At 74.9% G+C, this 25,734-nt stretch carries 17 protein-coding genes and 1 pseudogene; 2 read left to right on the forward strand and 16 right to left on the reverse strand.

Annotated features, from left to right (window positions below; translation table 11 throughout):
- Positions 1-36 precede the first annotated feature (36 nt).
- Positions 37-1,607, reverse strand: a pseudogene (locus ACOBQU_RS23510) (hypothetical protein).
- On the reverse strand, positions 1,604-5,143 hold the full coding sequence (locus ACOBQU_RS23515; protein ID WP_423629273.1) for a bifunctional glycosyltransferase/CDP-glycerol:glycerophosphate glycerophosphotransferase: 3,540 nt from the start codon (positions 5,141-5,143) through the stop codon (positions 1,604-1,606). The pseudogene ACOBQU_RS23510 and the gene ACOBQU_RS23515 overlap by 4 nt, the downstream one beginning before the upstream one ends.
- 183 nt (positions 5,144-5,326) lie before the next feature.
- On the opposite strand from ACOBQU_RS23515, the gene ACOBQU_RS23520 reads away from it, so the two are divergent.
- Entirely contained in the window at positions 5,327-7,420 is a 2,094-nt protein-coding gene (locus ACOBQU_RS23520; RefSeq protein WP_423629274.1) for a bifunctional glycosyltransferase/CDP-glycerol:glycerophosphate glycerophosphotransferase, read from the forward strand.
- A gap of 87 nt (positions 7,421-7,507) precedes the next feature.
- On the opposite strand, the gene ACOBQU_RS23525 is transcribed toward ACOBQU_RS23520, so the two are convergent.
- The 8 genes from ACOBQU_RS23525 to ACOBQU_RS23560 form a co-directional block, all read right to left on the reverse strand.
- A complete protein-coding gene (locus ACOBQU_RS23525; RefSeq protein ID WP_423629275.1) occupies positions 7,508-8,257 on the reverse strand; it encodes an ABC transporter permease in 750 nt (249 codons plus the stop codon).
- Positions 8,250-9,194, reverse strand: a complete 945-nt coding sequence (locus ACOBQU_RS23530) for an ABC transporter ATP-binding protein (RefSeq protein ID WP_423629276.1) — start codon at positions 9,192-9,194, stop codon at positions 8,250-8,252. The genes ACOBQU_RS23525 and ACOBQU_RS23530 overlap by 8 nt, the downstream gene beginning before the upstream one ends.
- On the reverse strand, positions 9,191-9,802 hold the full coding sequence (locus tag ACOBQU_RS23535) for an ATP-binding cassette domain-containing protein (RefSeq protein ID WP_423629277.1): 612 nt from the start codon (positions 9,800-9,802) through the stop codon (positions 9,191-9,193). The genes ACOBQU_RS23530 and ACOBQU_RS23535 overlap by 4 nt, the downstream gene beginning before the upstream one ends.
- A complete protein-coding gene (locus ACOBQU_RS23540) occupies positions 9,799-11,490 on the reverse strand; it encodes a hypothetical protein (protein ID WP_423629278.1) in 1,692 nt (563 codons plus the stop codon). Before ACOBQU_RS23540 ends, ACOBQU_RS23535 begins: the two co-directional genes overlap by 4 nt.
- A complete protein-coding gene (locus tag ACOBQU_RS23545) occupies positions 11,487-12,005 on the reverse strand; it encodes a hypothetical protein (RefSeq protein WP_423629279.1) in 519 nt (172 codons plus the stop codon). Before ACOBQU_RS23545 ends, ACOBQU_RS23540 begins: the two co-directional genes overlap by 4 nt.
- A 449-nt stretch (positions 12,006-12,454) precedes the next feature.
- Positions 12,455-13,060, reverse strand: coding sequence for a hypothetical protein (locus tag ACOBQU_RS23550; RefSeq protein ID WP_423629280.1), 606 nt, complete (start codon positions 13,058-13,060; stop codon positions 12,455-12,457).
- A gap of 233 nt (positions 13,061-13,293) precedes the next feature.
- Entirely contained in the window at positions 13,294-13,866 is a 573-nt protein-coding gene (locus ACOBQU_RS23555) for a stage II sporulation protein M (RefSeq protein ID WP_423629281.1), read from the reverse strand.
- A 101-nt stretch (positions 13,867-13,967) separates the two neighbouring features.
- Positions 13,968-14,249, reverse strand: coding sequence for a hypothetical protein (locus ACOBQU_RS23560; protein WP_423629282.1), 282 nt, complete (start codon positions 14,247-14,249; stop codon positions 13,968-13,970).
- Between the two features lie 335 nt (positions 14,250-14,584).
- On the opposite strand from ACOBQU_RS23560, the gene ACOBQU_RS23565 reads away from it, so the two are divergent.
- Entirely contained in the window at positions 14,585-15,211 is a 627-nt protein-coding gene (locus ACOBQU_RS23565; RefSeq protein ID WP_423629283.1) for a LuxR C-terminal-related transcriptional regulator, read from the forward strand.
- A gap of 15 nt (positions 15,212-15,226) precedes the next feature.
- Here ACOBQU_RS23565 and ACOBQU_RS23570 read toward each other — a convergent pair whose 3' ends face one another.
- The 6 genes from ACOBQU_RS23570 to ACOBQU_RS23595 all read right to left on the reverse strand — a co-directional run bounded on the left by ACOBQU_RS23570 (position 15,227) and on the right by ACOBQU_RS23595 (position 25,613).
- On the reverse strand, positions 15,227-18,058 hold the full coding sequence (locus ACOBQU_RS23570) for a stealth conserved region 3 domain-containing protein (protein WP_423629284.1): 2,832 nt from the start codon (positions 18,056-18,058) through the stop codon (positions 15,227-15,229).
- Positions 18,055-18,960 carry a hypothetical protein gene (locus tag ACOBQU_RS23575; protein ID WP_423629285.1) on the reverse strand — a complete coding sequence of 302 codons (906 nt, stop codon included), beginning with the start codon at positions 18,958-18,960 and terminating at the stop codon, positions 18,055-18,057. Before ACOBQU_RS23575 ends, ACOBQU_RS23570 begins: the two co-directional genes overlap by 4 nt.
- 333 nt (positions 18,961-19,293) lie before the next feature.
- Positions 19,294-21,567 (reverse strand): bifunctional glycosyltransferase/CDP-glycerol:glycerophosphate glycerophosphotransferase, encoded by a 2,274-nt coding sequence (locus ACOBQU_RS23580; protein ID WP_423629286.1) that lies wholly within the window; start codon positions 21,565-21,567, stop codon positions 19,294-19,296.
- A gap of 317 nt (positions 21,568-21,884) precedes the next feature.
- Entirely contained in the window at positions 21,885-22,802 is a 918-nt protein-coding gene (locus tag ACOBQU_RS23585) for a carbohydrate ABC transporter permease (protein ID WP_423629287.1), read from the reverse strand.
- Positions 22,799-24,079: a carbohydrate ABC transporter permease gene (locus ACOBQU_RS23590; RefSeq protein WP_423634666.1), complete on the reverse strand. Its 1,281-nt coding sequence runs from the start codon at positions 24,077-24,079 to the stop codon at positions 22,799-22,801. Before ACOBQU_RS23590 ends, ACOBQU_RS23585 begins: the two co-directional genes overlap by 4 nt.
- 100 nt (positions 24,080-24,179) lie before the next feature.
- The gene (locus ACOBQU_RS23595) at positions 24,180-25,613 is read right to left on the reverse strand and encodes an ABC transporter substrate-binding protein (protein WP_423629288.1); all 1,434 of its coding nucleotides are present in this window, start codon (positions 25,611-25,613) and stop codon (positions 24,180-24,182) included.
- Between the last annotated feature and the right edge of the window lie 121 nt (positions 25,614-25,734).

Genomic DNA, 25,734 nt, shown 5'->3' on the forward strand with positions numbered 1-25,734 from the left:
ACGGGGGAATCTTAGAGGTTTACGGCAATTATCCGATTAGGGGGCTTCAGTGCCTTTGTCCGTTCCTGCTTGTGTCCACTGCCCGTTCCCGCCCGTGCTGCCCGTTCCCACGCGTGCCAGGACCTCCCCGGTGCGCGGGCCCCACGCCACCACCACCGCCTCCGGCGGCACCGGCTGCGACGGGGCGAGCAGCAGCCAGCGCACGTGGTAGCGGCGCACCACGGCGGCGCGCTCGGCGCGGGTGGAGTCCGGCGCGAGGTAGGCCCGCACCTCCCGCAGGCGCCGGTTGCGCACGGACTCGTCGAGGGAGGCGTCCGGCCAGGCGGGCGCCACGAGGTTCGCGCCGAACGCCGGTACGGAGCGCATGGGCCGGTAGCCGTCGGTGAGGACCACGTCACCGGGGCGCATATGGGCCGCCGCCCAGGCGTAGCCGGGCCAGCGCGGCGGCTGGGCGAAGCCGATCGGGTCCAGGGAGCGCGGCACCACGGCGCCCGCCTGGACCTGCGCGAAGCCGACGGCCGCGCCGAGCGCCGTCGCCCCGGCGAGGGCGGCCCGGCGGGCGCTCCAGGGGCGGGGGGCCGCCAGCTCGATCGCCAGGGCGAACTGGAGGGGCACCAGGGTCAGGCCCAGGATGCGGCCGTAGGTGTAGTGGCCGCTGAGCCAGCCGTAGGCGACCACCGCGCAGTCCAGGGCGAACATGACGGCCAGGGGGTCCCGGTGGTCCCGGCGCCAGCGCAGGTACAGGGCGGGCAGGCCCAGGGCGGCCAGCCAGAAGCGCGCGGGCATGCCCACGTAGAGCTGGCGGTGGATCCAGTCGACGGAGTCGTCTCCGACGAGGGTGAGCGGGTTGAAGTAGGGCCAGGTGGTGGCCACCGCGAGGGCGGCGAGCGCGGTGGCCGCCCAGCCGACCGCCGCCCCGCGGCACCAGGGCCCGCGGCACAGGGCGAAGGTCGCCACCCCGATCACCGCCGCCACCGAGGAGATCGGGTGGATCAGCAGGATCGCCCCGCACAGCGCGCCCAGGCCCGCGTGGCCCCACAGGGACCTGGGCGGGCCCGCCGCCCACGCCCACGCCCAGAACGTCAGGCCGATCGCGCACGTCGACGGGTAGCCGAGGTTGCCCGTCATCGACATCAGGCCCAGGTAGCCGCTCCACCAGGCCGTGCGGGTGCCCCAGAGCAGGACCATCGCGCCCAGGGCGAGGACGGGCGCCCAGGGGCGGGGCTGAGGGCGCGGACGAAGCGGCCGACGCCGGTGAGCAGCACGATCAGGTTCAGCGGGCCGCAGACCTTGACGACCTGCCAGCCCGCGAGGCCGGTGGCCTTGGCGAGCAGGGCCTGCGCGACGGCGTACGGCGAGTAGTACGCGCTGCCGTCGCCGGGCAGGTCGGCCATCGGGTGGGCGGGGTGGAGCAGGTCCGCCGTGAGGCGCTCGACGACCGCCGCGTGCTGCCCGAAGTCGCAGCACATCGGGACGCGCCAGTACGCCAGGGACATCACCAGCCAGAACAGGCCGCCGAACACCAGGTAGGGGCTCGGCCGCCGGCGCGGGCCCGCGCCGGTCGCGGTGGCGCCGCGCAGCTCGCGCCGGGTGAGGAGCGCCGTCATCGCATGAGCCTCTCGGCGACGCGCGCGGCGGCGCGGCCGTCGTCCAGGTCGCAGTAGTCCGCGCGGAACGCCTCGTACGCCGCCGCGTGCCGGGCGGTGACCGCGTCCAGGTCCCTCAGGGCGTCGACGACCTCGCCGGTGGAGGCGAGCAGCGGGCCGGGCGCACGGGACTCGAAGTCGAGGTAGAAGCCGCGCACGGTGTCCCGGTAGTGCGCCAGGTCGTAGGTGTGGAACAGCATGGGGCGGCCGGTGTGCGCGAAGTCGAACATCAGCGACGAGTAGTCGGTGACGAGGACGTCGGCGATCAGCAGGAGTTCGGCGGCGCGCGGGTGGGCGCTGACGTCGCGGACGAAGGGCGCGCGGGCGTCGGGCAGGCGCCCGCAGGTCAGCGGGTGCTTGCGGACGAGCAGGACGTGGTCGTCGCCGAGGGAGCGCTCCACGGCCCGCAGGTCCAGGGCCGCCTCGTAGCGGAACCGGCCGGGGGCGGCGGCCAGGTGGTCGCGGTAGGTGGGCGCGTACAGCACGATCCGCTTGTCCGGGCCGAGGCCGAGGTCCCGCCGGACCCGCTCGGCGACCTTGTGCCGGTCCTCGGCGAACAGCACGTCGTTCCGCGGCGACCCGGCCTCCAGGACCTCCCCGTCGTAGGCGAGGGCGCGCCCCAGGTGGCCGGTGGCGAACCGGCCGGGGGAGACCAGCACGTTCCACTGCCGGGACAGGCGCGGCAGCGCGTCCAGGTGGTCGTGGTCGGCGTACAGCGTGTCGGTCAGGTCGGTGCCGACGCGCTTGAGCGGGGCGCCGTGCCAGGTCTGTACGACGGTCTGGCCCTCCCGGCGCTCGAAGAAGTCCGGCAGGTGCCCGGCCGTCACGATGCGGCGGCAGCGCGCCAGGGCCTCGTACCACTCGGCGCTGTGCTCGGTGACGCCGCGCGCGCCCGGCGGGACCTGTGTCCGCTGGTCGCGGGTGACCCACAGGTGCTCGACGTCGGCGCCGCGCCGCACCAGCTCGTCGTGGACGGCGCGCGGCGAGCCCCCGTCCACGGGGTCGACGTACAGGACGGCGTCGCGCAGCGCGCGGGCGCGCTGGCGCGGGTAGTGCCCGGTCACCAGGCGGTGGCGCCGGTAGGCGCCGCGCTCGGCGGGCGCGAGTACCGAACCGGCCTCGATCAGGAGCCGGTCCCCGAAGCGTCGGTCGGCGGTGAACTCCCGCCCCTGGACGGTGTGGTGGGCGGGCAGCGCCGCGCCCACCGACGCCAGGACCCGCACCGGCACGCCGGGCCCGCCGTGCCCCGTCTCGCGCAGGAACGCGTACCACCGCCCCTCGCGCAGCACCCCGCCCCCGGGCGCCACCCGCGCCCGGAACCGGTCCGGGCCCTCGCGCAGGCCACGGGCCAGCGGCACCGCCACCTCGTCGTCGCGCCCGCTGTGCCGCAGCACCAGCTCGGCCGTCGGCCAGCTTCCCGGGCAGGCGGTGCCCTCGATGGTGAGGGTGCCGTCGGCGCTCCAGGCCACGCGGTCGGCGATGGGCTGCCGGGTCAGCTCGACGACGAGCCCGCCCTGGTCGTTGGCGGTGGCGCACAGCTCGCGCTCCGAGCGGCCGGAGGGGTCGGCGTACCGGCCGGGCGGCAGGTCGAGGGCGGCGGCGAGGGGCACCGGCTTGCCGCCCGCCAGCAGCAGGCCCGCCTGCCAGCGGTCGCCGTGCGGCGGCTCGACCTGGGCGGGCGCGTGGTGCGGCGCGGGCGGCACGTCCGCCAGGTCGGCGAGGCGCACCCGCACCTCGAAGCGGTCGCCCGCGCACCGCACGGGGTACTCGAAGGCGGTGCCCGTCGGCGGGTGGGTGAGCCGCAGCGCGGTCGGGCGGGCGCGGCCGGGCAGGGCGCCGCTGAGCACCACGTCGTCGCCGTCGCGGCGGTGGGCGTCGACGCGCGCCGCGTACTCCTGGATCCGCAGCACGAGGCGCCCCTTGCTGTAGCCGAGGGCGAGCCGCAGGCCGTCGTCGAGGTCGCGCACCAGGGTCTGGGCACCGGGGCCCTCCTGGGCGCGCACGGCGGCGCGCCGCACGCCGCCGGGGCCCGCGAGGACCACGCCGAACAGCCAGTTCCCCGGCCGCCACCGGCCGCCGGACTTCAGCCGCTCGGGGTCGACGGTCAGCTCGAAGCCGGACCGGTCGTAGCAGTGCACGGGCTGCCGGGAGCGCTCGGTGGCCTCCGGCGCGTCCACGGTGCGGGTCGGCAGGCGCCGGAACTGGCCCCGGCTGTGCGCCGACTTGAGCAGCCCGGCCTTCACGGACTGGCCGCTCCTGGCCGCCTCCAGGTTCCGCACGTAGGCGTAGCCGCGCACCCGCAGGATCCCGTCCGCGTCCCAGGCGGCCTCGGTCATGCGGGCCACGACGGGCAGTTCGCCGCGCCCCAGGCGGGTGATGTGCCTCGGCAGCGGTCCGACGCCGGGGAACGCGGCGTGCTTGCGCAGCGCGCCGCGCACCGTGAACGTCCCGGCGCGGCCCCGGCGTTCGTGCGCGAGCAGCGCGATCAGCTCGTCGGCGCGGCCCTCCCGCACCAGCTGCCACTTCACGCGCAGGTCGACCGGCAGCCCGTCCAGGACGCCCGGGTCCGCGGCGGCGAGGAAGTCCGCGGTGCCGCCGAGGAACGCGGCGCGGTACTCGGGCCCGCCCATCGGAAGCCCTTCCAGGAAGTACACGAAGTCGTCGCGCAGGCACGACGCGTCGTACGTCGCCCTCAGCTCGGGCGCGTGCTCGGCGAGGAAGGCGCTGACGTGGGCGCACGCCCCGATGCGGTCGCGCACGCCCCGGACGTCGGTGCGCCGCCGCGTGATGGAGCCCTCGCGGACCCGCCAGTAGTAGACGTGCTCGCTCAGCACGTCCACGGAGGCGGCGAGGAAGTGCGCCGGGATCATCACCGGCGTGTCCTCGTACAGCTTGCCCTCGGGGAAGGCGAAGCCGTGCCGGTCCCAGAACTCCCTGCGGAAGACCTTGTTCCAGGCGACGCGGTCGGCGAGCAGGGCGAGGTCGCGGCTGATGTGGGTGCGGGTGCGCGGCTTGGTGAGCCACTGGTACTGCCAGGCCTGCGAACGGCCGCGCCCGGTCAGCCGCCAGACGTTGCCGCTGGCGAAGTCGGAGCCGCTGGCGTCCAGGCTCGCGATCATGCGCGCGTACGCGTCGTGCGGCACGACGTCGTCGCTGTCCACGAAGGTGAGGTACTCCGCGCCCGGACTCGCCTCCCGCACACCGGTGTTGCGGGCCGCGCTCAGGCCCGCGTTGGCCTGGCGGACGTAGCGGAAGCGGGGGTCGCGGGCGGCGAAGGCGCGGGCGATGTCGCCGCTGGCGTCGGTGGAGCCGTCGTCGACGAGGACGACCTCCAGGCCGCCGCCCGCGCCGCCCGCCGACGCGCCGCCGTCCGCCGCCGCGCCGCCGCCCCCCGACGCGCCGCCGCCGAACGTCTGCCGGGCGACGGACTCCAGGCACTCCTCAAGGAACTCCTCGACGTTGTAGATGGGCACGACGACGCTGAGTCGAGGCTGCACGGGCGACCGGCCTTTCCTGATGTCATGTCGTACGGAGTCGTGGGCGGGGACTGCTGTGACCGTCTTACGGAGTAAGGGGTAATTCGCCCTGTATGCCCGGTGTCGTCGGTGTTGCCGCGCTTGATCACCCCTATGAGTGAGGGTTCTTCGACAGTCCGTACGCATTGGCTACGGTCGGTGTCCATGTCGCGCTTCTCGGTTGTCGTGCCCGTCCACCGCGTCCAGGGCTATCTCAGGGAGTGCCTGGACTCGGTGCTCGACCAGTCCTTCGGCGACCTCGAACTCGTCGTCGTCGACGACGCGTCCCCCGACGGCTGCGGCCGCATCGGCGCCGAGTACGCGCGCCGCGACCCGCGCGTGCGCCTGGTGCGCCTCCCCGAGGCCCGTGGCACCGGGCCCGCCCGCAACGCGGGCGCCGACCAGGCCACCGGCACCCACCTGCTCTTCCTCGACGGCGACGACCTGCTGCTTCCGGGCGCGCTCGCCGCCGTCGACGCCGCGCTCACCGCTGAGGGCGACGTGGACGTGCTGCTCTTCGGGCACGACCGGCTCAACTGGTGGGGCGACGTGCGCGCCGTCCCCGACGCCCTCGACGGCGACGACCCGCTGGCCGCGCCGCCCACCGCCTGGAACCGCGTGGTGCGCCGGGAGTTCTGGACCGCCCGCGGCCTCGCGTTCTCCGCCGGGCCGTACGAGGACGTGGTGCCCGCGCACCGGGCGGTGCTGGAGGCGGGCGACCGCGTCGCGGTGCTCGACCGGGTGTGCGTGCGCTGGCGGGAGCGGCGCGTGGGCAGCTTCGCGCGGACGCCGGGGGAGCGGCACTTCGCGGTCGTCGACCGGTACGCGGAGCTGTTCGCGTCAGGGCCGGACGGGGCGGCGCGACTCTACCCGTACGCCGTCCGGCACCTGCTGGCCGTCCTCGGCGACCCCGGCCGGGTGGCGCCCCGCGACCGCGCCGAGTTCTTCCGCCGCGCCGCCGCGCTGCTCGCCGCCCACCGCCCGCCAGGCCACCGGCCCGCCTCCGCCGAGGAGCGCGCCCTGACCGACGGCGCGTACGGCGCCTACCGGAGCCTGGAGCGGGCCAGCGCCCGCCGCGCCTCGGTGCGCGCCGCCCTCGCCCGCCGCAAGAAGCAGCTCGGCCTGCGCGTCAAGCGCACCGAGTACCGCACCGCCCTGCGCACCGCCCGGCTCGACCCGCACCTCGCCGTGTACGGCGCCTACTGGAACCGCGGCGTGAGCTGCAACCCGGCCGCCATCCACGCCAAGGCCCGCGAGCTGGCCCCGCACATCAGGGGCGTGTTCGTCGTCGCCCGCGCGCACCGGCACAGGGTGCCGCCGGGCGTCGACCACGTCGTCGCGGGTTCACGCGCCTACTGGAACCTGATGGCCCGCGCCACGTACATCGTCAACAACTCCAGCTTCCCCGGCGGCTTCACCAAGCGCCCCGGCCAGGTCTACCTCCAGACCCACCACGGCACGCCCCTGAAGAAGATGGGCATGGACCAGCGCCGCTACCCCGCCTCCACCCACAACCTCAGCTTCCAGCGGCTCCTCGACCACGTCGACCAGTGGGACTTCAGCCTGTCCGCCAACCCGCACTCCACCGAGGTCTGGGAGCGCGTCTACCCCTCCGCCGCCTACCGCCCCCTGGAGCTGGGCTACCCCCGCAACGACGTCTACTTCACCGCCACCGCCGACGACACCGCCCGCGTCCGCGCGGACCTCGGCATCGAGGACGGCCAGCGGGCCATCCTGTACGCGCCCACGCACCGCGACTACCAGAAGGGCTTCCTGCCCCGCCTCGACCTGGAGCGCTTCGCCACGGCCCTCGGCCCGTCGTACGTCGTCCTGGTCCGCGCCCACTACTTCTACGGCACCGCGGCGGGCCTGGCCGCGCACCCGCGCGTCGTCGACGTCACCGCCCACCCGCGCGTGGAGGACCTGTGCCTGGCCGCGGACGCGCTGGTGACGGACTACTCGTCCCTGATGTTCGACTACGCCTGCCTGGACCGCCCCCTGATCACCTACGCCCCCGACTGGCAGGCCTACCGCCTGGCCCGCGGCACCTACTTCGACCTCCTCTCGGGCCGCGAGGGCGACACACCGGGCGCGATCGCCACGACGGAGGACGAACTGACCGCCCTGTTCCGCGAGGACGCCTGGGACACGGACGAGACGACCCGCCTGCGGGCCGCGTTCCGGGCCCGCTTCTGTCCGTACGACGACGGGGGCGCGGCGGAGCGGGTGGTGCGGCGGTTCTTCCTCGACAGGGGGTAGGGACCGCGCCCCCGAAGGGGCGCGGGGCTGTGCCGGTCTGCGGCTCCGCCGCGTGGGCGCGACCAGCCCCGACGCACCCGCAGCGGGTCAGACCTCCTGCCGCCGCAAGGCGAGATACGCGACCACGGCCGCGGCGGTGGCCCACAGCAGCAACACCCCACCCCCCGCCGCGGGCGAGAGATCCCCCGCGTCCTGATGCCCCCGCATCAACCGCAACCCCGCCCGGTCGGGCAGGAAACGGGCCAGCGCCCGCAGCCGCGGCGCCGTCGCGAGCGCACCCGACACCACGAACAGCAACGGCAGCAACACCCCCAGCGCGGTCAGCGACCGCCGCACCACGAACGTGAACGCCCCCGCGAGCACCGCGAGCAGCGCGCCGTAGACTCCCGCCCCGGCGACCGCCCGCAGCGCCTCCGCGTACAAGGGCGCCCGCGCCCCCAGCACCCCGCTCCCGGCCGACACGGCGACGGCCCCCGTCACCAGCCCCCAGCACAGCCCCACCGCGCCGAGCACCGCGAGCTTGGCCGCCAGCAGCCGCCCCCGGCGGGGCACCGCCGCGAGGGTCGTGCGGATCATCCCGGTGCCGTACTCGCCGCCGACGGCGAGCACCGCGAGGACGACCAGCGGCACCTGGCCGAAGGGCAGACCGGTGAAGGCCAGGCCCACGGGGTCGAGTTCGGCCTGCCGCCCGGCGTCGGCGCGGCGGAACTCGGGGCCGATCAGCGCGCAGAACATCAGGCTCACCAGGACGGTGAGCACCGCGCCGACGGCGAGCAGCAGCCAGGTGGAGCGCACGGTACGGAGCTTGATCCACTCCGCGGCGGTCAGGTCACGCATGGAGCGGGGTCCTTTCGGGGTCAAACGGCGCGGGCGCGGCCCGGTACTCCGCCGCGTCCGTGGTGAGCCGCAGGTACGCCTCCTCCAACGTCGGCCTGAGCGGCGTGAGTTCGTGCACGCTCACGCCGAGCCGGGCGGCGGCGTCCCCGATGCGGGCGCTGGTCAGACCGGTCACGGTCGCCGCGCCGGGGGCGCCGTCGTCGTACGCCACGTCGGCGCCCTGCGCGCGCAGCGCGTCGGCGAGCGGGCCGAGGCGGGGCGTGACGAGCCGCACCGGCGCGGGCGCGGAGTCCAGGAGCGAGGCGACGGTGCCGTCGGCGAGGACCCGGCCCCGGCCGATGACCAGGACGTGGTCGGCGGTGACGGCCATCTCGTGCATGAGGTGGCTGGAGACCAGGACGGTCCTGCCGTCGTCGGCGAGGGCGCGCAGCAGGCCCCGCAGCCACTGGATGCCTTGGGGGTCGAGGCCGTTCATGGGCTCGTCGAGGAGCAGCACCTCGGGGTCGCCGAGCAGCGCCACGGCGATGCCGAGCCGCTGCCGCATGCCGAGGGAGAAGCCCTTCACGGGCCGGTGGGCGGCCGGTTCGAGGCCGACGAGGCGCAGCACCTCGTCGACGCGGGCCGCCGGGAGGCGGTGGGTGCGGGCGAGCCAGGCGAGGTGGGCGCGGGGGCTGCGCGCGGGGTGGCAGGCGGACGCGTCGAGCAGCGCGCCGACGGCGCGCAGCGGGTCGCGCAGCTCGGCGTAGGGGACGCCGTGCACCAGGGCGGTGCCCGCGTCGGGGGTGCCGAGGCCGAGGACCATCCGCAGGGTGGTGCTCTTGCCCGCGCCGTTGGGGCCGAGGAACGCGGTGACGCGGCCCGGCGCGGCGGTGAACGACAGGCCGTCCAGGACGCGTTTGCCGCCGTACGACTTGACCAGGTCCCGTACCTCGATCACGCGTCGGCCCCCACGGTGAGGGTGGTGTCGACCAGGTCCGCCACCGAGCTGTCCGCGTGCGACACGACGACGAGGGTGCGGCCCTCGGAGCGCCAGCGGGCGAGGTCGTCGCGCACCGCGCGCTCGGCGTCCGCGTCCAGGCCGTTGAACGGCTCGTCGAGCAGGACCAGGCGCGGGTCGTGGGCGGTCGCGCAGACGTAGCCGAGCTTCTTGCGCTGGCCGAGGGACAGGTCGGCGACGAGCACGTCGAGCCGGTCGCCGAGGCCGAACGCCTCGGCCCGCTCCCGCAGGCGGCGCGCGTCCACGCCCCACACGGCCGCCGTGAACGCCGTCTGCTCACCGGCGGTGAGGTGGTCGTACAGCGGCGGCGGCTCCTGCACGTGGCCGCGCAGCGCCCGCACCGCCGGGTCGGTGGGCGCGCGCCCGGCGACGGTGACCCGGCCCGCGTCCGGCGCGGTGACCCCGGCGAGGACGCTCAGCAGGGTGCTCTTGCCGCTGCCGTTGGCCCCGGCGACGCGCACCGCTTCGCCCTCGCCGATCCGGGCGCTGAGGCCGCGCAGCACGTCGGTGCCGCCGCGGCGGACGACGAGGTCCTCGATGTCGATCACTGGTGGGTCCTGGGGGTGTGGTGGTGGGAGGGGGCTGACATCTGGGGCGCGGGGGCGGCGAGGGGCCGGTGGGGCAGTGCCGTCGCGGTGACATCGCGGCGCGCCAGCGCGCGCAGCGCCCCGTACGCCCCCGCCAGGCACGCGGCGAGCAGCAGGCAGTGGGCCCACGGCCCGGCCGGGCCGCTCAGGGCCGAGCCCGCGGTGACCGGCACGGTCAGGAGGGCGACGAGCACGCCCTCCGTGACGTCCGCCGCGGGGGCGCGGGTGACGCGGCCGTCGGCGAAGCCCTCGGGCCGGGGCACGCAGAAGAACGTGAGCACGGTGGCGCAGCCCGCCGCGAGGGCCACGGCGGCGAAGGCGAGCAGCGCCCGCGTCCACCCGGCGACGCCGCCGACCCCGCACAGCACCGCCGCGCCGAGGCAGAACGGCCCGGTCACCGCGGCCACCGCGGCGGCCGACACCGCGACCTTGGCGGCGACCCAGGCGCCGCCAGGCCGGGGCGACTGCCGCAGCGCCGCCCAGCACTCCCGGTCGGCCTCGATGCCGCAGACCTGCACGACCTCGCCGGTGGTCACGAGCGCGACCGCCACGAACAGGCCGCCCACAGCGGCGAACGGCAGCTCCCACAGCGGCCCCCCGGCGCCCGCGACGACACCCAGGCAGCCCGCGCCCGCGAACACCCCGGCCCGCTGGAGCCGCGCGAGGCCACCCACCGTCTGGGGGTGCCCGCGCAGCAGCCGCAGCCAGGTCACGCGCCCCACCAGGGCGTACGGGGACGACGGCCAGGGCCGCGCGGCGGCGGCCGGGGCGCGGGTGGCGGCGGGCCGCGGCGGGTCGGCGGCGGCGTCGCGGCGGACGGTGGCGCGGACGCGCAGGGCGGCGCAGGCGGCCAGGGCGAGGGTGACGGCGGCGTATCCGGCGGCGGTCCAGGCGACGGCGTCGGGCCGGTGCAGCACGGACCAGGCGTGCGGGCGCGCGGCGGTGAGGGCGTCGCCGATGAGGCGTGCCGCGTGCTCCTGTGAGGGGCCGTCATCGCCCGCGAACGCCCGCGCGAACGGCGCCGCCACGACCCCGGCGATCCCCCCGGCCACGACGGCGACCGCCACGCGCGGCAGGTGCGGCACCCGCACCACGCGCACCATGAGGGCCGCCGTCAGGGCCACGCGCAGCGCCACGCCGCTGGCGGCCGCGCCGAGGGCGTGCACCAGCAGCACCGGCAGCGCACGGCGCCCCTCCGCCCCCGCCGCGAGCCACGGCACCGCGACGGCGGCGCCCGCGCACAGCACGACGGCGGCGACGCCCGCGGCGGGCACGACGAGCCGGGCGGTGACGAGGTGGGCGCGGGTCACCGGCAGGGCGCGCAGCACGTCCGCGTCGGGCGGGGCGACCAGGGCGCGGGCCTTGGCGGGTTCGGCGCCGAGGACCTGGCACAGGAACCACAGCGCCACCGGGCTCCACGTCCAGGCGGCGAGGTCGGCGCCGACGTCCGCGCCGGGCGGCGCCAGCGCGCCGAGGGTGCGGCCGAGGACGACCAGGGCGCCGAGCGCGGCGGCGGCCCCGGCGCCGACGACCAGCCGTGCCGCCCGCCGCCGCCGGGCGGCCGAAGGGCCGGTGCCCGCGAGCAGGTTGAGCCGCCGCCGCGTGTCGGCGAGCCAGAGCGCGTACGCCGTACGGAGCCAGCGCGTCATGCCGCCTCGCTCCGGCGGGCCCCGCCGAACCGCTCGGCGGGGCAGAGCACGGTGGCGGGCACGATCAGGGCGACGAAGGCGACGGCGAGCGGCTTCGGCGCGGACGCGGTCGGCAGGTAGAGGAAGAGGACGCCGAGCGGCGTCCACCACAGCACCCCGCCGACGATCATCACGACGCTGCCCCAGCGGGCGAGGGCGACGAGCAGGCCGAGCGCCAGCAGCACGACGCCGCTGACGAGCCAGCCGACGTTGAGGAGTTCGAGCACGTCCAGGACGTCCTCGGGGTCGCCGCGCAGGTCGGCGGAGCCCTCGACGGCGCGCCGGGTGGCGTCGGCGGTGGCGCGGAACACGAAGAAGTACGCCACCGCCACCGCCCCGGCCGCCGCCGCGAGCACCCCGCCCGCGATCCGCACCCCGGGCCGCGCGACGCCGTCGACCACCACGGTCCAGCAGCGCAGGGCGCCACGGATCAGCTTGGGGTTGCCGAGGGTGGTCAGGAGGAGACGGTTCAGCATGGTTCTCCGAGGGGGCGGGGCGTGGGGTCTTACGGGGGTTAGGGGGATTGCGGGGGGTTGTGGGGCGGTGCGGGAGTTAGGGGGATTGCGGGGGGTTGTGGGGCAGTGCGGGAGTTAGAGGTTCTCGCGGGAGTTGCAGAGCCCACAGAGCCCACAGAGCCCGCAGAGCCCTGGGGTTATAGAGGCTTGCAGGAGTTACAGGCTCTTACGGGGGCTTTCGGGGCTCGCAGGGGCTATTGGGGCTTACGGAGGTTGCTAAGGCTTACGGAGGCTGCTGGGGCCTACGGGGGCTGCTAAGGCTTACGGAAACTGCTGGGGCTTACGGAGACTGGTAGGCATTGCAGAGGCTGCTGGGGCTAACAGAAGCTGTTGGTCTAACCGAGGCTGATGGGGCTTACGGGGGTGAGGGGCTGGAGGGGCTAGAGGGCTGGAGGGCGGGGGCGGGGGCGTCAGGAGGGCAGCAGGGCCAGCGTCATGGCGTACACGGCGGTGACCGAGGCGGCGACGGCGGCGGCCCGCACCCACGCGGCCCCGGCGGCGCGGCCCGCGAGCAGCAGCGCGCAGGGCAGCAGCGGCAGCCACCCGTCGAAGTGCGTCACGGACGGCACGGCCCGCGCCATCGACCCGCCCGTGACCAGGTGCGCCACCGACCAGCAGGCCAGCTTAGCGAGGACGAAGGCGATCCAGCCGAGTGTGAACGCCCGGCGCAGGGTGGTGAAGTCGGCGAAGCGGTCGGTGCCCCAGGCCGCGGGCAGCGGCAGATGGCGGGCCGCGAGCGCGCCGAGCACGCCCACCACGGCGGCGAGCACGCCGAGCGTCACGATGTTGGAGAGCACGCTGGTGCACCACGCGATGGCGGTGCCGATGCCGATGGCGCCCTCCGGGGCGTCGTCGACGCGCTCGACGACCCGCTCGCGTATCTCGCCCCACAGCGGAACGCTGAAGGCGACCGTGCCGAGGACCAGGGCCACGATCCCGAGGGCGCGCCCGCGCCTGCCGAGCAGGCCACCGGGCCCGGCGTCGCCCACGCCGCCCGCGTCGACCGCGTCGCCCACGTCACCCGTGTCGCCCGCGAAGCCGGGCGGAGCGCCGCCGTCCGGCTCCCCTGCGCCGCCCCGGTAGACCGGAAGCCCTGCCCCCGCCCCAGCCGTTCGCGCCGCGCCAGCCGCGCCAGCCGCGCCAGCCGCGCCAGCCGCGCCAGCCGCGCCAGCCGCGCCAGCCACGCCAGCCGCCCCAGCTACGCCAGCCGCCCCAGCCGAGCCAGCCACGCCCACCCTGTCCGCCGTACTCACGTGCTCACCCATGTCTCCACTCCCGCCGCCACGATCAGTCCCGCCACCGACACACCCCACAGCCGACAGGCGTCCCGGAACCCCAGGGACCCCAATCGGCCGCCCGGCAGGAACCCCAACCGCCAGCCCGGCGCGGCCCCTTGGGCGGGCCCGCGGCCGAGCGCTCCGCGCGCCCACGTCACCAGTGGCACCAGCCCGGCCGCCGCGGCCAGCGCGAGGCAGGCCAGCTCCAGCGGCATGTGCGGCAGCAGGTGCCGCACGACCTCGCCGCCGCTCAGGACCGCGCTGCCCTGGCCCCAGTAGTAACCGGCGAGGATGCCGGTGACGAGGGTCAGCGGGATCGTCAGCACGCCGAGCGTGACGACGCCGAGGAAGAGCGCCGCGGAGACGCCGACGTTGCGTCCGACGATCTCCGTGAACAGGTCCCAGTCGCCGTGCTTGGGGGCGCGGCTGACGCCACTGGGGTCGGCGGGCGCGTACCCCCAGCCCGCGCCGAACGCGGCCAGCCACAGCAGGGCGCCGCTCACCACGGCGGGCCACTGCCGCCGCACCAGGCCGGTCGTCTCCATCTCCCTCTCACCTCCCTCTCGCCGCTCTCTCACCGCACTCCGGTCGGGGTGCCCGCCGGGGCCCCTCACCTCTGGGGCCCCGGCGGACGTCGGTGTGCCGCTTAGGCGACGACGGCCTTCTTGCCGCCCTTCTTGATGGCCTGCTTGACGCCCCAGATGACGACGGAGCCGACGGCCAGGCCACCGGAGACCAGGCCGATCGCCGAGGCGACGTCCATGCCGGTCATGATCGACTGGTAGACGACGTTCGCGGAGTCCTTGCTCATGTTGAGGACGTTCTTCAGGAAGAACGGGGTGGCCGTCGCGGCGACCATGAAGGCGCCGAAGACGGTGGCGGCGACGGCGGCGGTGGACAGGGGACGGCGGGAAGCCGAGCGGTTCATCTCGCGTGTTCCTTACGGATCGGTTCATTACGATCGGACCCGTGCCCGCCCCGATTGGCGCGGGGCGGGCACGTCCGGTCCGGGGCCCGGCGACCGCGCCGGACCCGTGACGATCTTGAGTGGGATCCGTGGAGCCTCGTACTGCCTGTTGACGGGGCCGTTCGGCAGTTACTGACGCGTAGACGTGTCAAACACGGACATAAGCACGGCACTTGTGGACACGTTCGGGCGCGCTCACCACGGAACGTCAACGCGGCGCCACTGGGGTAGGTTGATGCCCGACCACATATTGACAACTTCTTGACTAATGGACCGCCGGGGGATCCATGCTGAATGTGACGGTTGCGCACCACCACCCGTTGATCCGCAGGGGGCTCGCCCAGTCGCTGGGGGACAGCGGGGAATTCACGGTCACTTCGTACGGGGACGTCGACGCCGTCCTCGCGGGCGTGCGGGCCCGGCCGGACTCCGTCGTCCTGGCGTCGCGGACGCTGCCAGGCATCGACCGGCTGCTCGGCGCCGTGCGCGGCGGCGAACTGCCCCGCGTGCCGGTCGCGCTGCTCGGCGAGGCCGCCGTCGCCCACCCCTCCGCCGTCGGCCTGCCGCCCGGCGTCTCCGGCTACCTCCCGGAGGACGCCGACGTCCGCGCCCTCTCCCACGCCGTGCACACCCTCGCGTCCGGCGCGGCCGTGCTGCCCGCCGCGTGGATCCAGCGCGCCGGTGCCACCGTCTCCCGGGGCGAGCCCCGGGAGACCGGAGGGAACCTGCCGCTGTCCCTGCGGGAGCGGGAGGTGCTGACGCTCCTCGGCGCCGGGCTGACCAATCAGCAGATCGGCAAGCGGCTGGGCCTGAGCGCGGGGACCGTGAAGTCGTACATCAGCGCCGTGTACGCCAAGTGCGGGGTGGACAACCGGGTGCAGGCCGCCCTGTTCGCCCACGGGATCGAGGTCTCGGCGGCCTGAGGGGAACCGGGGCCCCTACCCGGCGGACCGCTCGTACGGCGACGGCACGGGGAAGTACGCCGTCAGGAACGCGCGCATCGTCAGGGCCGTCTCCTCGTCCGTCAGGTCGCCGCCGGGGGTTTCGCCCACGCAGAACGCCGTCTTGTCGCGGGACTGGAGCAGTCGGCCCAGGCGGGCGTGGTCCGCGCGGCGGCCGATGTCCACGAAGTCGTAGGCGAGCGACCCCGGCACCGCGCGCCCCGTCAGGTACGCGTAGTGCTGGTGCAGCGACGACACCAGGGAGTGGTCGGCGGTGCCGCGGAACCGGCTGCGGGCGGTGGCCCGCAGCTCGTCGCCGTACCGCTCGTGCAGCTCCGCGAGGATGCCGCGCCGCAGCGCGTACGGCACGTGCAGGAAGCAGTGCGTGGCCGTGCGGCCGAAGTCGCGGCGCAGCAGCTCGCGGTTGTTCTTGGCGGCGGCCAGATAGCCCTCGTCGGCCTCGGACACCGGCAGGTCGGGCACGGACACCGACGACCAGAAGATCCGCGGCAGCCCGTTGCCGAGGAAGAAGGTGTCCGGGGTGGTGGGGCGGCCGAGGAACATGTCGTCGTTGAAGTACAGGAAGTGCTCGGACAGGCCCTCGATCCGGTGCAGTTGGGTCTCGATGGCGTGTGAGTTGAACGTGGGCAGGCACGCGTCGGGCTCGGCGAACAGGTCGCGGTGGTCGACCACGGTCAGGCCGGGGTGGTCCCGGTCCAGCCAGTCGGGGACCTGGCCCGCGGTGACGAGGTGGACGTGCCGCACCCAGGGCGCGTACATGGCGAGGGAGCGCAGGGAGTAGCGCAGCTCGTCGCGGTTGCGGAAGCGGACGGCGCCGGTGTCGGCCGACGAGGCGTCCGCGGGCCCGCCGAGGGCGGCGGCGCGGGCGGCGCGCCAGTCGGGGTCGGAGTCGTCGACCCAGGTGTAGACGGCGTCGATGGGGAAGTCGACGTCCTTCATCAGGACGTCGGCGAACACCTTGAGGCTCGGGTACTCGCGCTCGCCGACCGTCAGGCGCGCGGTCGGCGTCAGCGACGGCAGCTCGGTCCCGGCGAGCGTGGTCCCGAACGGGGCCCGCCACCGCTCTCCGGGGGCGTCCGGCACGCGCGACCAGAAGGCGACCGCGCAGGCCTGCCGCACGCCGTGGCGCAGCGAAAGCGTCGAGGTGGTGACCGGTTTGAAGACCCGTACGCCCGCGACCTCGCCGACGCTGTCGAGGCGTTCGGCGAGCACGACGCCGGGCGCGGCGTCGCGCGGCGCGACCAGCTCGGCGTACACGGGCTGCCCGTGCAGCGCCTCGGCGAGGGCCTTCAGGGCGGCGTCGCGGTGGTCGTCGGGCACGGCCAGGGCGTGGGCGGCGGCGCCGGGGACCCGCACCAGGAGGTGCGGCACGGACCGCTCCGCCAGGGCGGCGGCGGTCCGTTCGAGGTTCCAGCGGGTCATGCGGGGCGCGGTGAGGTCGTCGCGCTGCTCGGCGAGCCGCCCCACCGAGCGGATCAGGCCGTCGTGCGCCCGCAGGATCTCGTCCTCGCGGGCCCGCTCGTCGTCGGGCGCGGCGGCGTTCAGGGTGTGCGGGGCGGTCGGCCGGAAGCCGCCGCCGCCCGACGCGACGCCCAGCGCCACCCGGTCGGCGCGCTCGGCGAGCCGCTCGGGCCGGTCGCGCCGCGCCACGAGCCGCGCGTACAGCTCCTCCCAGGCGGCGGTGACCCGCTCCGAGGAGAACCGCGCGTAGACGCCCTCGCGGGCGGCCCGCGCGTAGCCGAGCCGCGTGGCGTCGTCGGCCATCAGCTCGCCCATGGCGGCGGCCAGCAGCTCGACCTCGCCGGGCGGCACGAGCAGCCCGTCCACCCGGTGGCGCACGATCTCCGCCGGGCCCGTCAGGACGTCGTACGCGACCACGGGCACCCCCGCCGCGAGCGCTTCGAGCAGCACCAGCGGGAACGCCTCGTTGTGCCCGGCGGTCATCAGGCTCAGGCCCGCCTTGGCCCACTCCGCCGCCATGTCCTGGCAGGGGCCGAGCAGTTCGATCCGGTCCTGGAGGCCGAAGGCGTCCACCAGGCGGCGCAGGCTCTGCTCGCGGTGCCCGCTGCCGAAGATCCGCAGCGTCCACTCCGGGTGCGCGTCGGCGAGCCGCGCGAACGCCCGGATCGCGTGGTCCACGCGCTTCTCGCCGGTCAGCCGCGCCGCCATCACGATGACCTTGCTGTGGCCGTCGGCGCGCGGCCGGAAGCCGTCCGGTACGGCGTTGGGGATCACGGCCAGCTCCGGTGCCGTGGCGCCCAGGGACTCCGCGATCCACTCCCGGGTCCGCTCCGTCAGCGTCACCAGGGCGTCCAGGCGCGGCGCGTACACCAGCAGCGGCTCCCCTGAGGGGCCGCGGCGCTGGGTCGGCCGGTGCTCCTGGTGCACGGTCACCACGTGCGCGGGGGCCACCTGGACGGCGGCGGCGAGCAGCGCGGGCGTCGTGGTGACCAGCACGTCCGTGCCGAGCGTGGTGAGTGCGGCGGTCAGCTCCACGTCCGCGAGCCGGTCGAAGGCCGACTCCCAGGCGGGCGCGATGAGTTCGCTGGGCAGCGCGGCGAGCGTCCGGCACGCCGTGTCGTCCAGGGCCGACGCCCGGACGGGCCGCTCGGGGGTCGCCGTCCGGTCCACGAGATACCGCAGGGGCAGTTCCCGCGCCTCCGCGAAGAACGGCTCCGGCCGCGTCCGGAACACGGACACGACCTCCACGTCGTGCCCGCGCTCGGCGAGGTGCAGGGCCTGGGTGTACGTGGCCAGCTCGGTGCCGCCCATCTCGTCGCCCCAGCCCAGCAGGTAGGTGATCTTCATGGGGTCTCCTTCTCGGGGGTGGGGGTGAGGGACAGGCAGGTGACCGCGAACGCGCCCGACCCGGTGAAGTGCGGGTGGGCCCGGACCAGGCCGCCGCCGGGCAGCGCGACCACCCGGAACGGCGTCGGCCAGGCCGCCGCCGGGTCACGCACCCCGCTCAGCCACCGGCCCACCGGCAGGTCGCCCACGCGGAAGTCCCACACCCACTGACCGGCCCCCGCCGCCGCCATCCGCGCCAGCGGCAGCCGGAACCCGAACCGGTCGCCGTCCCAGTCCACCCGCACGGGTACGCCGAACCCGTCCCGGCGCCGGACCGCGAGCCCCTCGCCCCCCGGAGGGCGGGCGGCCACCAGCCGCCCCCGCACGGTGATGCCGTCCCCCAGCGGTACGAACCGCTCCAGCTCCGCGCGCGGCCGCGACCGGGTGACCTGCACCGCGGCCCGGCCGCCCCGGCACCGCACGACCCGCTTCAGCGTGCCGGTCGCCGGGTCCGGCGCGTACGGGGCCATGGGCGACGGCGGGCGTGCCGCGTCCGGCGCCGCCGGGAGGGCGAGGCCCGTACGGCGTACGCGGCCGTCGGTGCCCGTCGTGACGACGGTCAGCCGCCATACGCCCTCCCCCAGGGAGGGGTGCGGGCCGGGGGCCTCGCGCAGGGTGGCCGTGGCGGTGAGCAGCCCCCGCCCCTCCCGCTCCAGCGGCACCCGGAAGCGGCGCGCACCCTGGGTGATCCGCAACTCGGCGCTCCGCAGCGCCCCTTCGGGGGCGGGCAGCGCGAGGTTCAACGTCCGGCTGTCCGGCAGGGACAGGTGGACCGGGGCCAGCAGGTCCCGCTCCCGGTGCCGCCGCCCGGCCACGAGGCGTTCTGCCCTGAATCGGGCTGAACGGAAGGTGAACTGTCGCATTGCCCCACTTTGCCCCCGGCGGCTCCCTTTCCCCGTGACGCCGCGCCCTGGCGGGGCGCCCCGCACCGCCCTCCATCGGCGCTCCGCGCCTCGCCCTTAAACGCCGGGCGGGCTGGACCGTGCGGTGCCCGCCGCCGTCGGCTCTCCGTGATCCGCCGCTCCGCGGCGGATGTCCCCGCCCACCCGCCCCCTTCCGGGGGACGGGTGGGCGGGGAAAGCCCGTCCGACGGTTGACGACGGCGAGGAGGGGAGTCCCAGCCTGTCCGGCGTTTGAGGGCGAGGCGCGGAGCGCCAATGGGGGGAGAGGAGCGAAGCCCCAGCCGGACCCGGGGGTCAGGGGGTTGGGCCCCCTGAGAGGGCGGGCGGGTGGGGGAGCGCCGCGTCCGAGGGCGACCGCGGGGGACACACCCCCGAGACGGCCACGGCAGGCGCCGGTCGCCGCTCCTCCGGCGGCACCACCCCCGGCACCCCCACCTCCCCGTACACCACCCGCCGAACCACCCGCTCAGCCACCCGCCCGTCATCGAAGGGACAGAACCGCCCGCGGAACGCACCGCGCAGCTGCGCCGACCGGGACCCCCGCCAGTGCCCGCTGGCGAAGATGTCCACCAGCTCGTCCTCGCCCCGGGCCACCGCCCCCGGAGGGAACTCCCGCACGTCGAAGTAGCAGCCCCGGGCGGCCTCGTAGGCGTCCCAGTCCGCCAGGTGCAGCACGATGGGCCGGTCGAGACCGGCGTAGTCGAACATGAGGGACGAGTAGTCGGTGACCAGCGCGTCGGAGGCCAGGCACAGCTCCTCCACGCCGCGGTGCCCGGACACGTCGATGACGTGTCCGGACGTCGCGGCGAGCGCCCCGCCGTACGCGTGGTGGGCGCGGGCCAGGACCACGAAGCCGGGCCCGAGGCGCCGGGCGACCCGCTCCAGGTCGAGCGGGGAGCGCTGCCCGCGCCGGTAGTCGCGGTGCGTCGGCGCGTACAGGATCGCGGTCGTGCCCGGCGGCACGCCGAGGCTCTCGCGGATCCGGGCGACGTCGCCCGCCGTGGCCCGCTGGAAGGCGTCGGTGCGCGGACACCCGTACTCAAGAGTGGTGTACGCGGCGGGGAAGGCGCGCTCCCACACCAGCGTCGAGTGCCGGTTGGCGGACAGGACGTAGTCCCACTGGTCGGCGCGGGCGAGCAGCGCGGCGAAGTCCGTGCCGCGCGCCGCCGCGGGACGGTCGAGGAGGTCGAGGCCCATGTGCTTCAGGGGCGTGCCGTGCTGGGTCTGGACCAGCACCTGCTCCGGGCGCTTGACCAGGCGGCGGTCGAAGTTGACGTTGTTCACCAGGTACTTGGAGCGGGCGAGCGCCGTCCAGTAGGCGGCCGTGCCGGGGGTGAGCCTGCGGGTGCCCAGCGGGACGGTGTGGTGGTGCTCGGGCGCGGCGATCCAGGCGGTGCGGATGTGCGGGGCGTGCTCGCGGAACGCCGCCTCCAGGGCGCCCGGGTTGCACCGGTACCCCTGCCCCCAGTACGCGGAGAACACCGCCTGGTCGTCGCGGACCGGCAGCCGCAGCTGCACCCGGTAGTGCGCCCGCAGCAGTGCGCCCCGCGCGCGCCGCAGCGCCCCTGTGGCGAGCCGCCGCGCCCGTGCCGTGCCCCGGACGGCCGCGGTGGCGGCCCCGTACAGGCGGCGCGAGCCGAGCCGCAGCAGGGTGTGGCGCGCCCGCGCCCGCAGCCCGGGCGGGGTGCCGGGAGTGCGGTAGCGGCGGTAGTGGGCGCGGGCCCTGCGCAGGAACTCGGCGCGGCTCGCGCGCGGCAGCCGGTCGGGCCGGGCGTACACGGCGGCCAGGTGGTCGACCATCCGCCGGAAGACCATCGGCCGCCAGGCGGCGGCCAGGTCGGGGCGCCGCTCGAAGAACGCGAAGACCCGCTCGTACTGGTCGAAGACGTCGAAGTGCCCCCGGCTGACCGTGTGCAGGATGCTGCCGTGGCGCCGCTGCCGGTAGTGCACGCACACCCGGTCCAGCGTGGCGATGGAGCCCGCCGCCATCAGCAGCGGGTACGTCCAGGGCGCGTCCTCGTAGAACCCGGCGGGGAACGCGGCGCCCTCGCGCGCGACGAACTCGCGGCGGTACGCCTTGTTCCAGGCGACCATCAGCAGGCGCAGCAGCGCGGGCCGGTCGGCGAGTTCGAAGGGGGCGGGGCCCTCCTCGGTGAGCAGGTGCGCGAGCTGGTTGCGGGCGCTGTCGCCGGACCAATACGTGCGGGCGTAGTCGAAGACGAGGAGGTCCGGCTCCTCGGTGCGCTTGAGCCGGTCGGCGACCGCCTGGAGCGCGCCGGGCGTGAGGGTGTCGTCGCCGTCGAGGAAGAGCAGGTAGTCGCCGGTGGCGTGCTCCATCCCGGCGTTGCGGGCGGGACCGAGGCCCGCGTTCTCCTCCAGGTGGACGGCCCGCACCCGCGGGTCCCGGGCCGCCGCCTCGTCGATGAGGGCGCCGCAGGCGTCGGGGGAGCAGTCGTCGACCGCGATCAGCTCGAAGTCGGTGAAGCTCTGCTCCAGCACGGACGCCAGGCATTCGTGCAGGTAAGCCTGCACCTTGTACGCGGGGACGATGACACTGAACCGGGGCACGGCACATCCATGGGTCGGCGCGGGCGTTCTGCCCGAGAACGTCCGCCGGGGTGACCTGGTTACGCCGTCGGCGACGGAAGGGGGACCGTGAAAGGCGCGCGGTTTACGCAGGTCACCTGGTGAGGTGACGTACGCGGCCGGGGTACGCGGGGGAAGCCCGTCCGGCGTCTGAGGACGAGCGCGCAGCGCGATCGACGGCGCCTTCAGGCTTCCCCCTCCCGCGTGCTTCCCCCTCCCGCGTGCTCCCCCCTCCCGCGTGCTCCCCCCTCCCGCGTGCTCCCCCCTCCCGCGTGCTCTGTGACGGCGTCACTTCACCGTCACTTCACCGCCCCGGCCATCACCCCGGACACGAACTGCCGCTGGAACGCGAAGAACACCGCCAGCGGGATCACCATCGAGATGAACGCCCCCGGCGCCAGGATCTGCACGTTGTCGCCGAAGAACCGCACCTGCTGCTGGAGCGCCACCGTGATCGGCGGGTTGCCCGCGTCGGCGAAGATCAGCGCGATCAGCATGTCGTTCCAGACCCACAGGAACTGGAAGATGCCGAGCGAGGCGATCGCGGGCGCGCCCAGCGGCATCACCACCCGGACGAACAGCCGCAGCTCGCCCGCGCCGTCGAGCCGCGCCGCCTCCAGGAGTTCGCGCGGGATCTCCGCGAAGAAGTTCCGCAGCAGGAAGATCGCGAACGGCAGCCCGAACGCCGTGTGGAAGAGCACCACGCCGGTCGTCGTCTCGAAGATCCCGAGTTCCCCGAAGAGCTTCGACACGGGTACGAGCGCCACCTGCACTGGCACCACCAGCAGCCCCACCACGCCCAGGAACCACCAGTCGCGGCCCGGGAAGTCCATCCAGGCGAAGGCGTAACCGGCGAGGGAGCCGATCACCACGACGAGCAGCGTCGCGGGCACGGTGATGGTCACGCTCGACAGGATCGAGTCGGTGATCGTCTCGTCTTCCAGCAGGTCGCGGTAGTTCTCGAAGGTGAGCTGGGACGGCGCGCCGAAGACCTTCCACCAGCCGCTCTCGGCCATGTCCTGCGAGGTCCTGAGCGAGCCGAGCAGCAGCCCGACCGACGGCACCAGCCAGAAGAGGCCGACGACGACCAGGAAGACCCGCAGGGCGGTCCCGCCCAGCAGGGCGGTGAGCCGACTGCCGAGAGTGCGCCGCCCCGTGGGGGCACCAGGGGCGCCGGGCGACCGCCCGCGGCTTCGCCTCTCCGTGGAGACCGTCATCGCCGCCCCTCCCGCCGCATCCGCCGCACGTTGAACAGCATCACCGGAATCACCAGCAGAAACAGCAGCACCGCGATCGCGCTCGCCACGCCCGCGTCGCGGTCCGTGAAGGCCGAGGTGTACAGCTGGAGCGCGAGCACGTTCGCGTCGTCCTTCGACGAGCCCGGCGGGATGACGAAGACCAGGTCGAAGATCTTCATCACGTTGATCATGAGCGTGACCAGGACCACCGCGAGGACGGGCCCGAGCAGCGGCACCGTCACCCGCCGGAACACCTGCCACTCGCTGGCGCCGTCCACCCGCGCCGCCTCCAGGAGTTCGCGCGGCACCCCGGCGAGCCCCGCCGCGATCAGCACCATCGCGAACCCGGCCCACATCCACACGTAACTGCCGATGACGGCGGGCGTGATGAGGGTCGGGCCGAGCCACTTCACGCCGTTGTACGGCTCGCGGAAGTTCGACGCCGGATAGCGCAGGAGCGCCCCGTCGGCCTCCTTCGGCAGGGCGAACGTGCCGTCGCCCGCGGCCTTCGTGGAGGCGACGACCTCACCGTCCTTGACGGCCTCGATCCTGATGCCGGAGTAGCCCAGCTCGACGGCGTCGGGGGCGTTGACCTTCCCCCGGCCCTTGCCGCGCGTGAAGTCCTGCCAGGCGGTGCCGGTGACCTTGCCGGGCTCGGCCGCGGCGGGCCGCGCCGACTCCGCGCCGTCCGGCATCTGGTCCGGCGGCACGCCCGTCAGCGGCAGCGCCACCGGCTGCCCCGCCCGCACCGGCTCGCGCGTGATGAACGCGCCGCCGCCCGCGTCCTTCAGCGGCGAGCGGGCCCCCGGGTGCCCGTTGGGGAAGCTGGACGACTCCACGAACGTGTCGTGCACGCCCACCCACACCGCGTTGGCGACGCCGCGGTCGGGGTCGGACTCGTACACGAGCCGGAAGATGATGCCCGCCGCCAGCATGGAGATCGCCATCGGCATGAAGATGACCAACTTGAACGCCGTGCCCCAGCGCACCCGTTCGGTGAGGACGGCGAAGACCAGGCCGAGCGCGGTCGTGACGATCGGCGCCAGCACCACCCAGAACGCGGTGTTCTTGACGGCGGTGCGGATCCCGTCGTCCTCGAACATCGTCCGGTAGTTGCCGAAGCCCGTGAAGTCACCGGCCTTGTCGAAGAAGCTGCGCAGCACCGAGTACCCGATGGGGTACAGCACCAGCGCGCCGAGCAGCACGAGCGCGGGCAGCAGGAAGAGCGCCGCGACCGTCCTGCGGGTGCCGGTCACGCCCCGGCGGGGACCGGGGCCGCGGGGTCCGGCCGCGAGCGCGGGCACCGGCTTGTCCGGGGGCACCGCCGGGGCGCCCCCGGCGTCCGAGGCGCCCACGTCAGCGCTTCTTGTACGCCTTGGCCGCCGCGTCCTCCAGCGTCCGCTGGGTGCCCGCGACGTCCTTCGGGTTCTTCAGGAAGTCCTGGAGCGCCTTCCACTCGCCCTTGCCGGGCGTGCCGCCGAACGACTGCGGGGCCTGGTCGGACATGTCGTAGCGGATGTCGTCGCCCGCCTTGACCAGGGCTTCGGCGATGCCGCGCTGGACGTCGTCGGGGTAGGCCGCGAGGTCCAGGTTCTTGTTCGGCGACACAAAGCCGCCCGCCTCCGCCCAGATGCGCGCGGCGTCCGGCGACGCCAGGAACGTGAGCAGCGCCTGCGCGCCCTCGCCGTCCTTCAGGGCCACCGCCGCGTCGCCGCCCACCACGGCGGGCGGCTCGTCGCCGACGGCCGGGAACGGGAACACCTTGGCGTCCGTGCCCACCTTCGCCTTGGTCTCCGCGATCGCCAGGGACACCATGTCGCCCTCGAACACCATGCCCGCCTTGGGCTGCTCGCCGCCGGTGAAGGTCTGCTTCACGGAGGCGGGGAACTCGGTCTGGAGCGCCCCGTCGGCGCCCCCGGCGACGTACCCCTTCTTCCCGAACAGGTCCCCCAGGGTGGTCAGCGCCTTCTTCACGGACGGGTCCGTCCACTTGATCTTGTGCTGGGCGAGCTGGTCGTACTTCTCCGGGCCCGCCTGGGAGAGGTAGACGTTCTCGAACCAGTCGGTGAGGGTCCACGCCTCCGCGCCGCCGACGGACAGCGGCGTCACGCCCGAGTCGTACACGGTCTGCGCGGTCCTCAGGAACTCGGGCCAGGTCTTGGGCTCCTTGGCCCCGGCGTTCTCGAAGACCTTCGCGTTGTACCAGACGAGCGACTTGTTGGCGGCCTTGAAGTACACCCCGTACTGCTTGCCGCCGACCGCCCCGAGGTCCTTCCACCCCTGGCCGTAGTTCTCGTCCAGCTCCTTCTGCGCGGCCGCGCCCACCGGCTTGGCCCACTTGTTCTCCACGGCCTGCTCGATGGCGCCCACCTGCGGCAGCATCGCCACGTCGGGCGGCGAACCGCCCGCGACCTTCGACTCCAGGAACCCGATGATGGGGTCCTGCGCGGGCACGAACGACACGCTCGCCCCCGTACGCTTCTCGAACTCGTCGAGCACCCGCAGGAACACCTTGCGCTCCGCCCCGCCCCACACGGCGGCCACGGACACCTTCTCCCCGTCGAGCTTCGGCAGCGCGACGCCGACCGCGCCCTCCTTGCCGCCCTTGCCGCCCTTGTCGCCACCGCCGTCGTCGTCATCCCCGCCACAGGAGCTGAGAGCCAGCCCGAGGGCACCGACGCTGACGAAGACGGCGATCCGCGTACGAGCACGCCGGGCGCGCGCTCCCGCACGAGCACCGCGCGAACGAGGAGTACGTGGACGAGGAGTACATGTACGAGTGCTGCGCATCGCTGCCCCGTTCTCTGTCTTCCGCTCTTCCCCGACAAGTCCCGTTCCGCATTGGTGTACGCCCCACCGCGACCCCCAGCAAGACGCCCAACACTGTCAACTAGCCGATTGTGTTCCCGTT

The organism is Streptomyces sp. G45, assembly GCF_049542095.1.
Classification (GTDB): domain Bacteria; phylum Actinomycetota; class Actinomycetes; order Streptomycetales; family Streptomycetaceae; genus Streptomyces.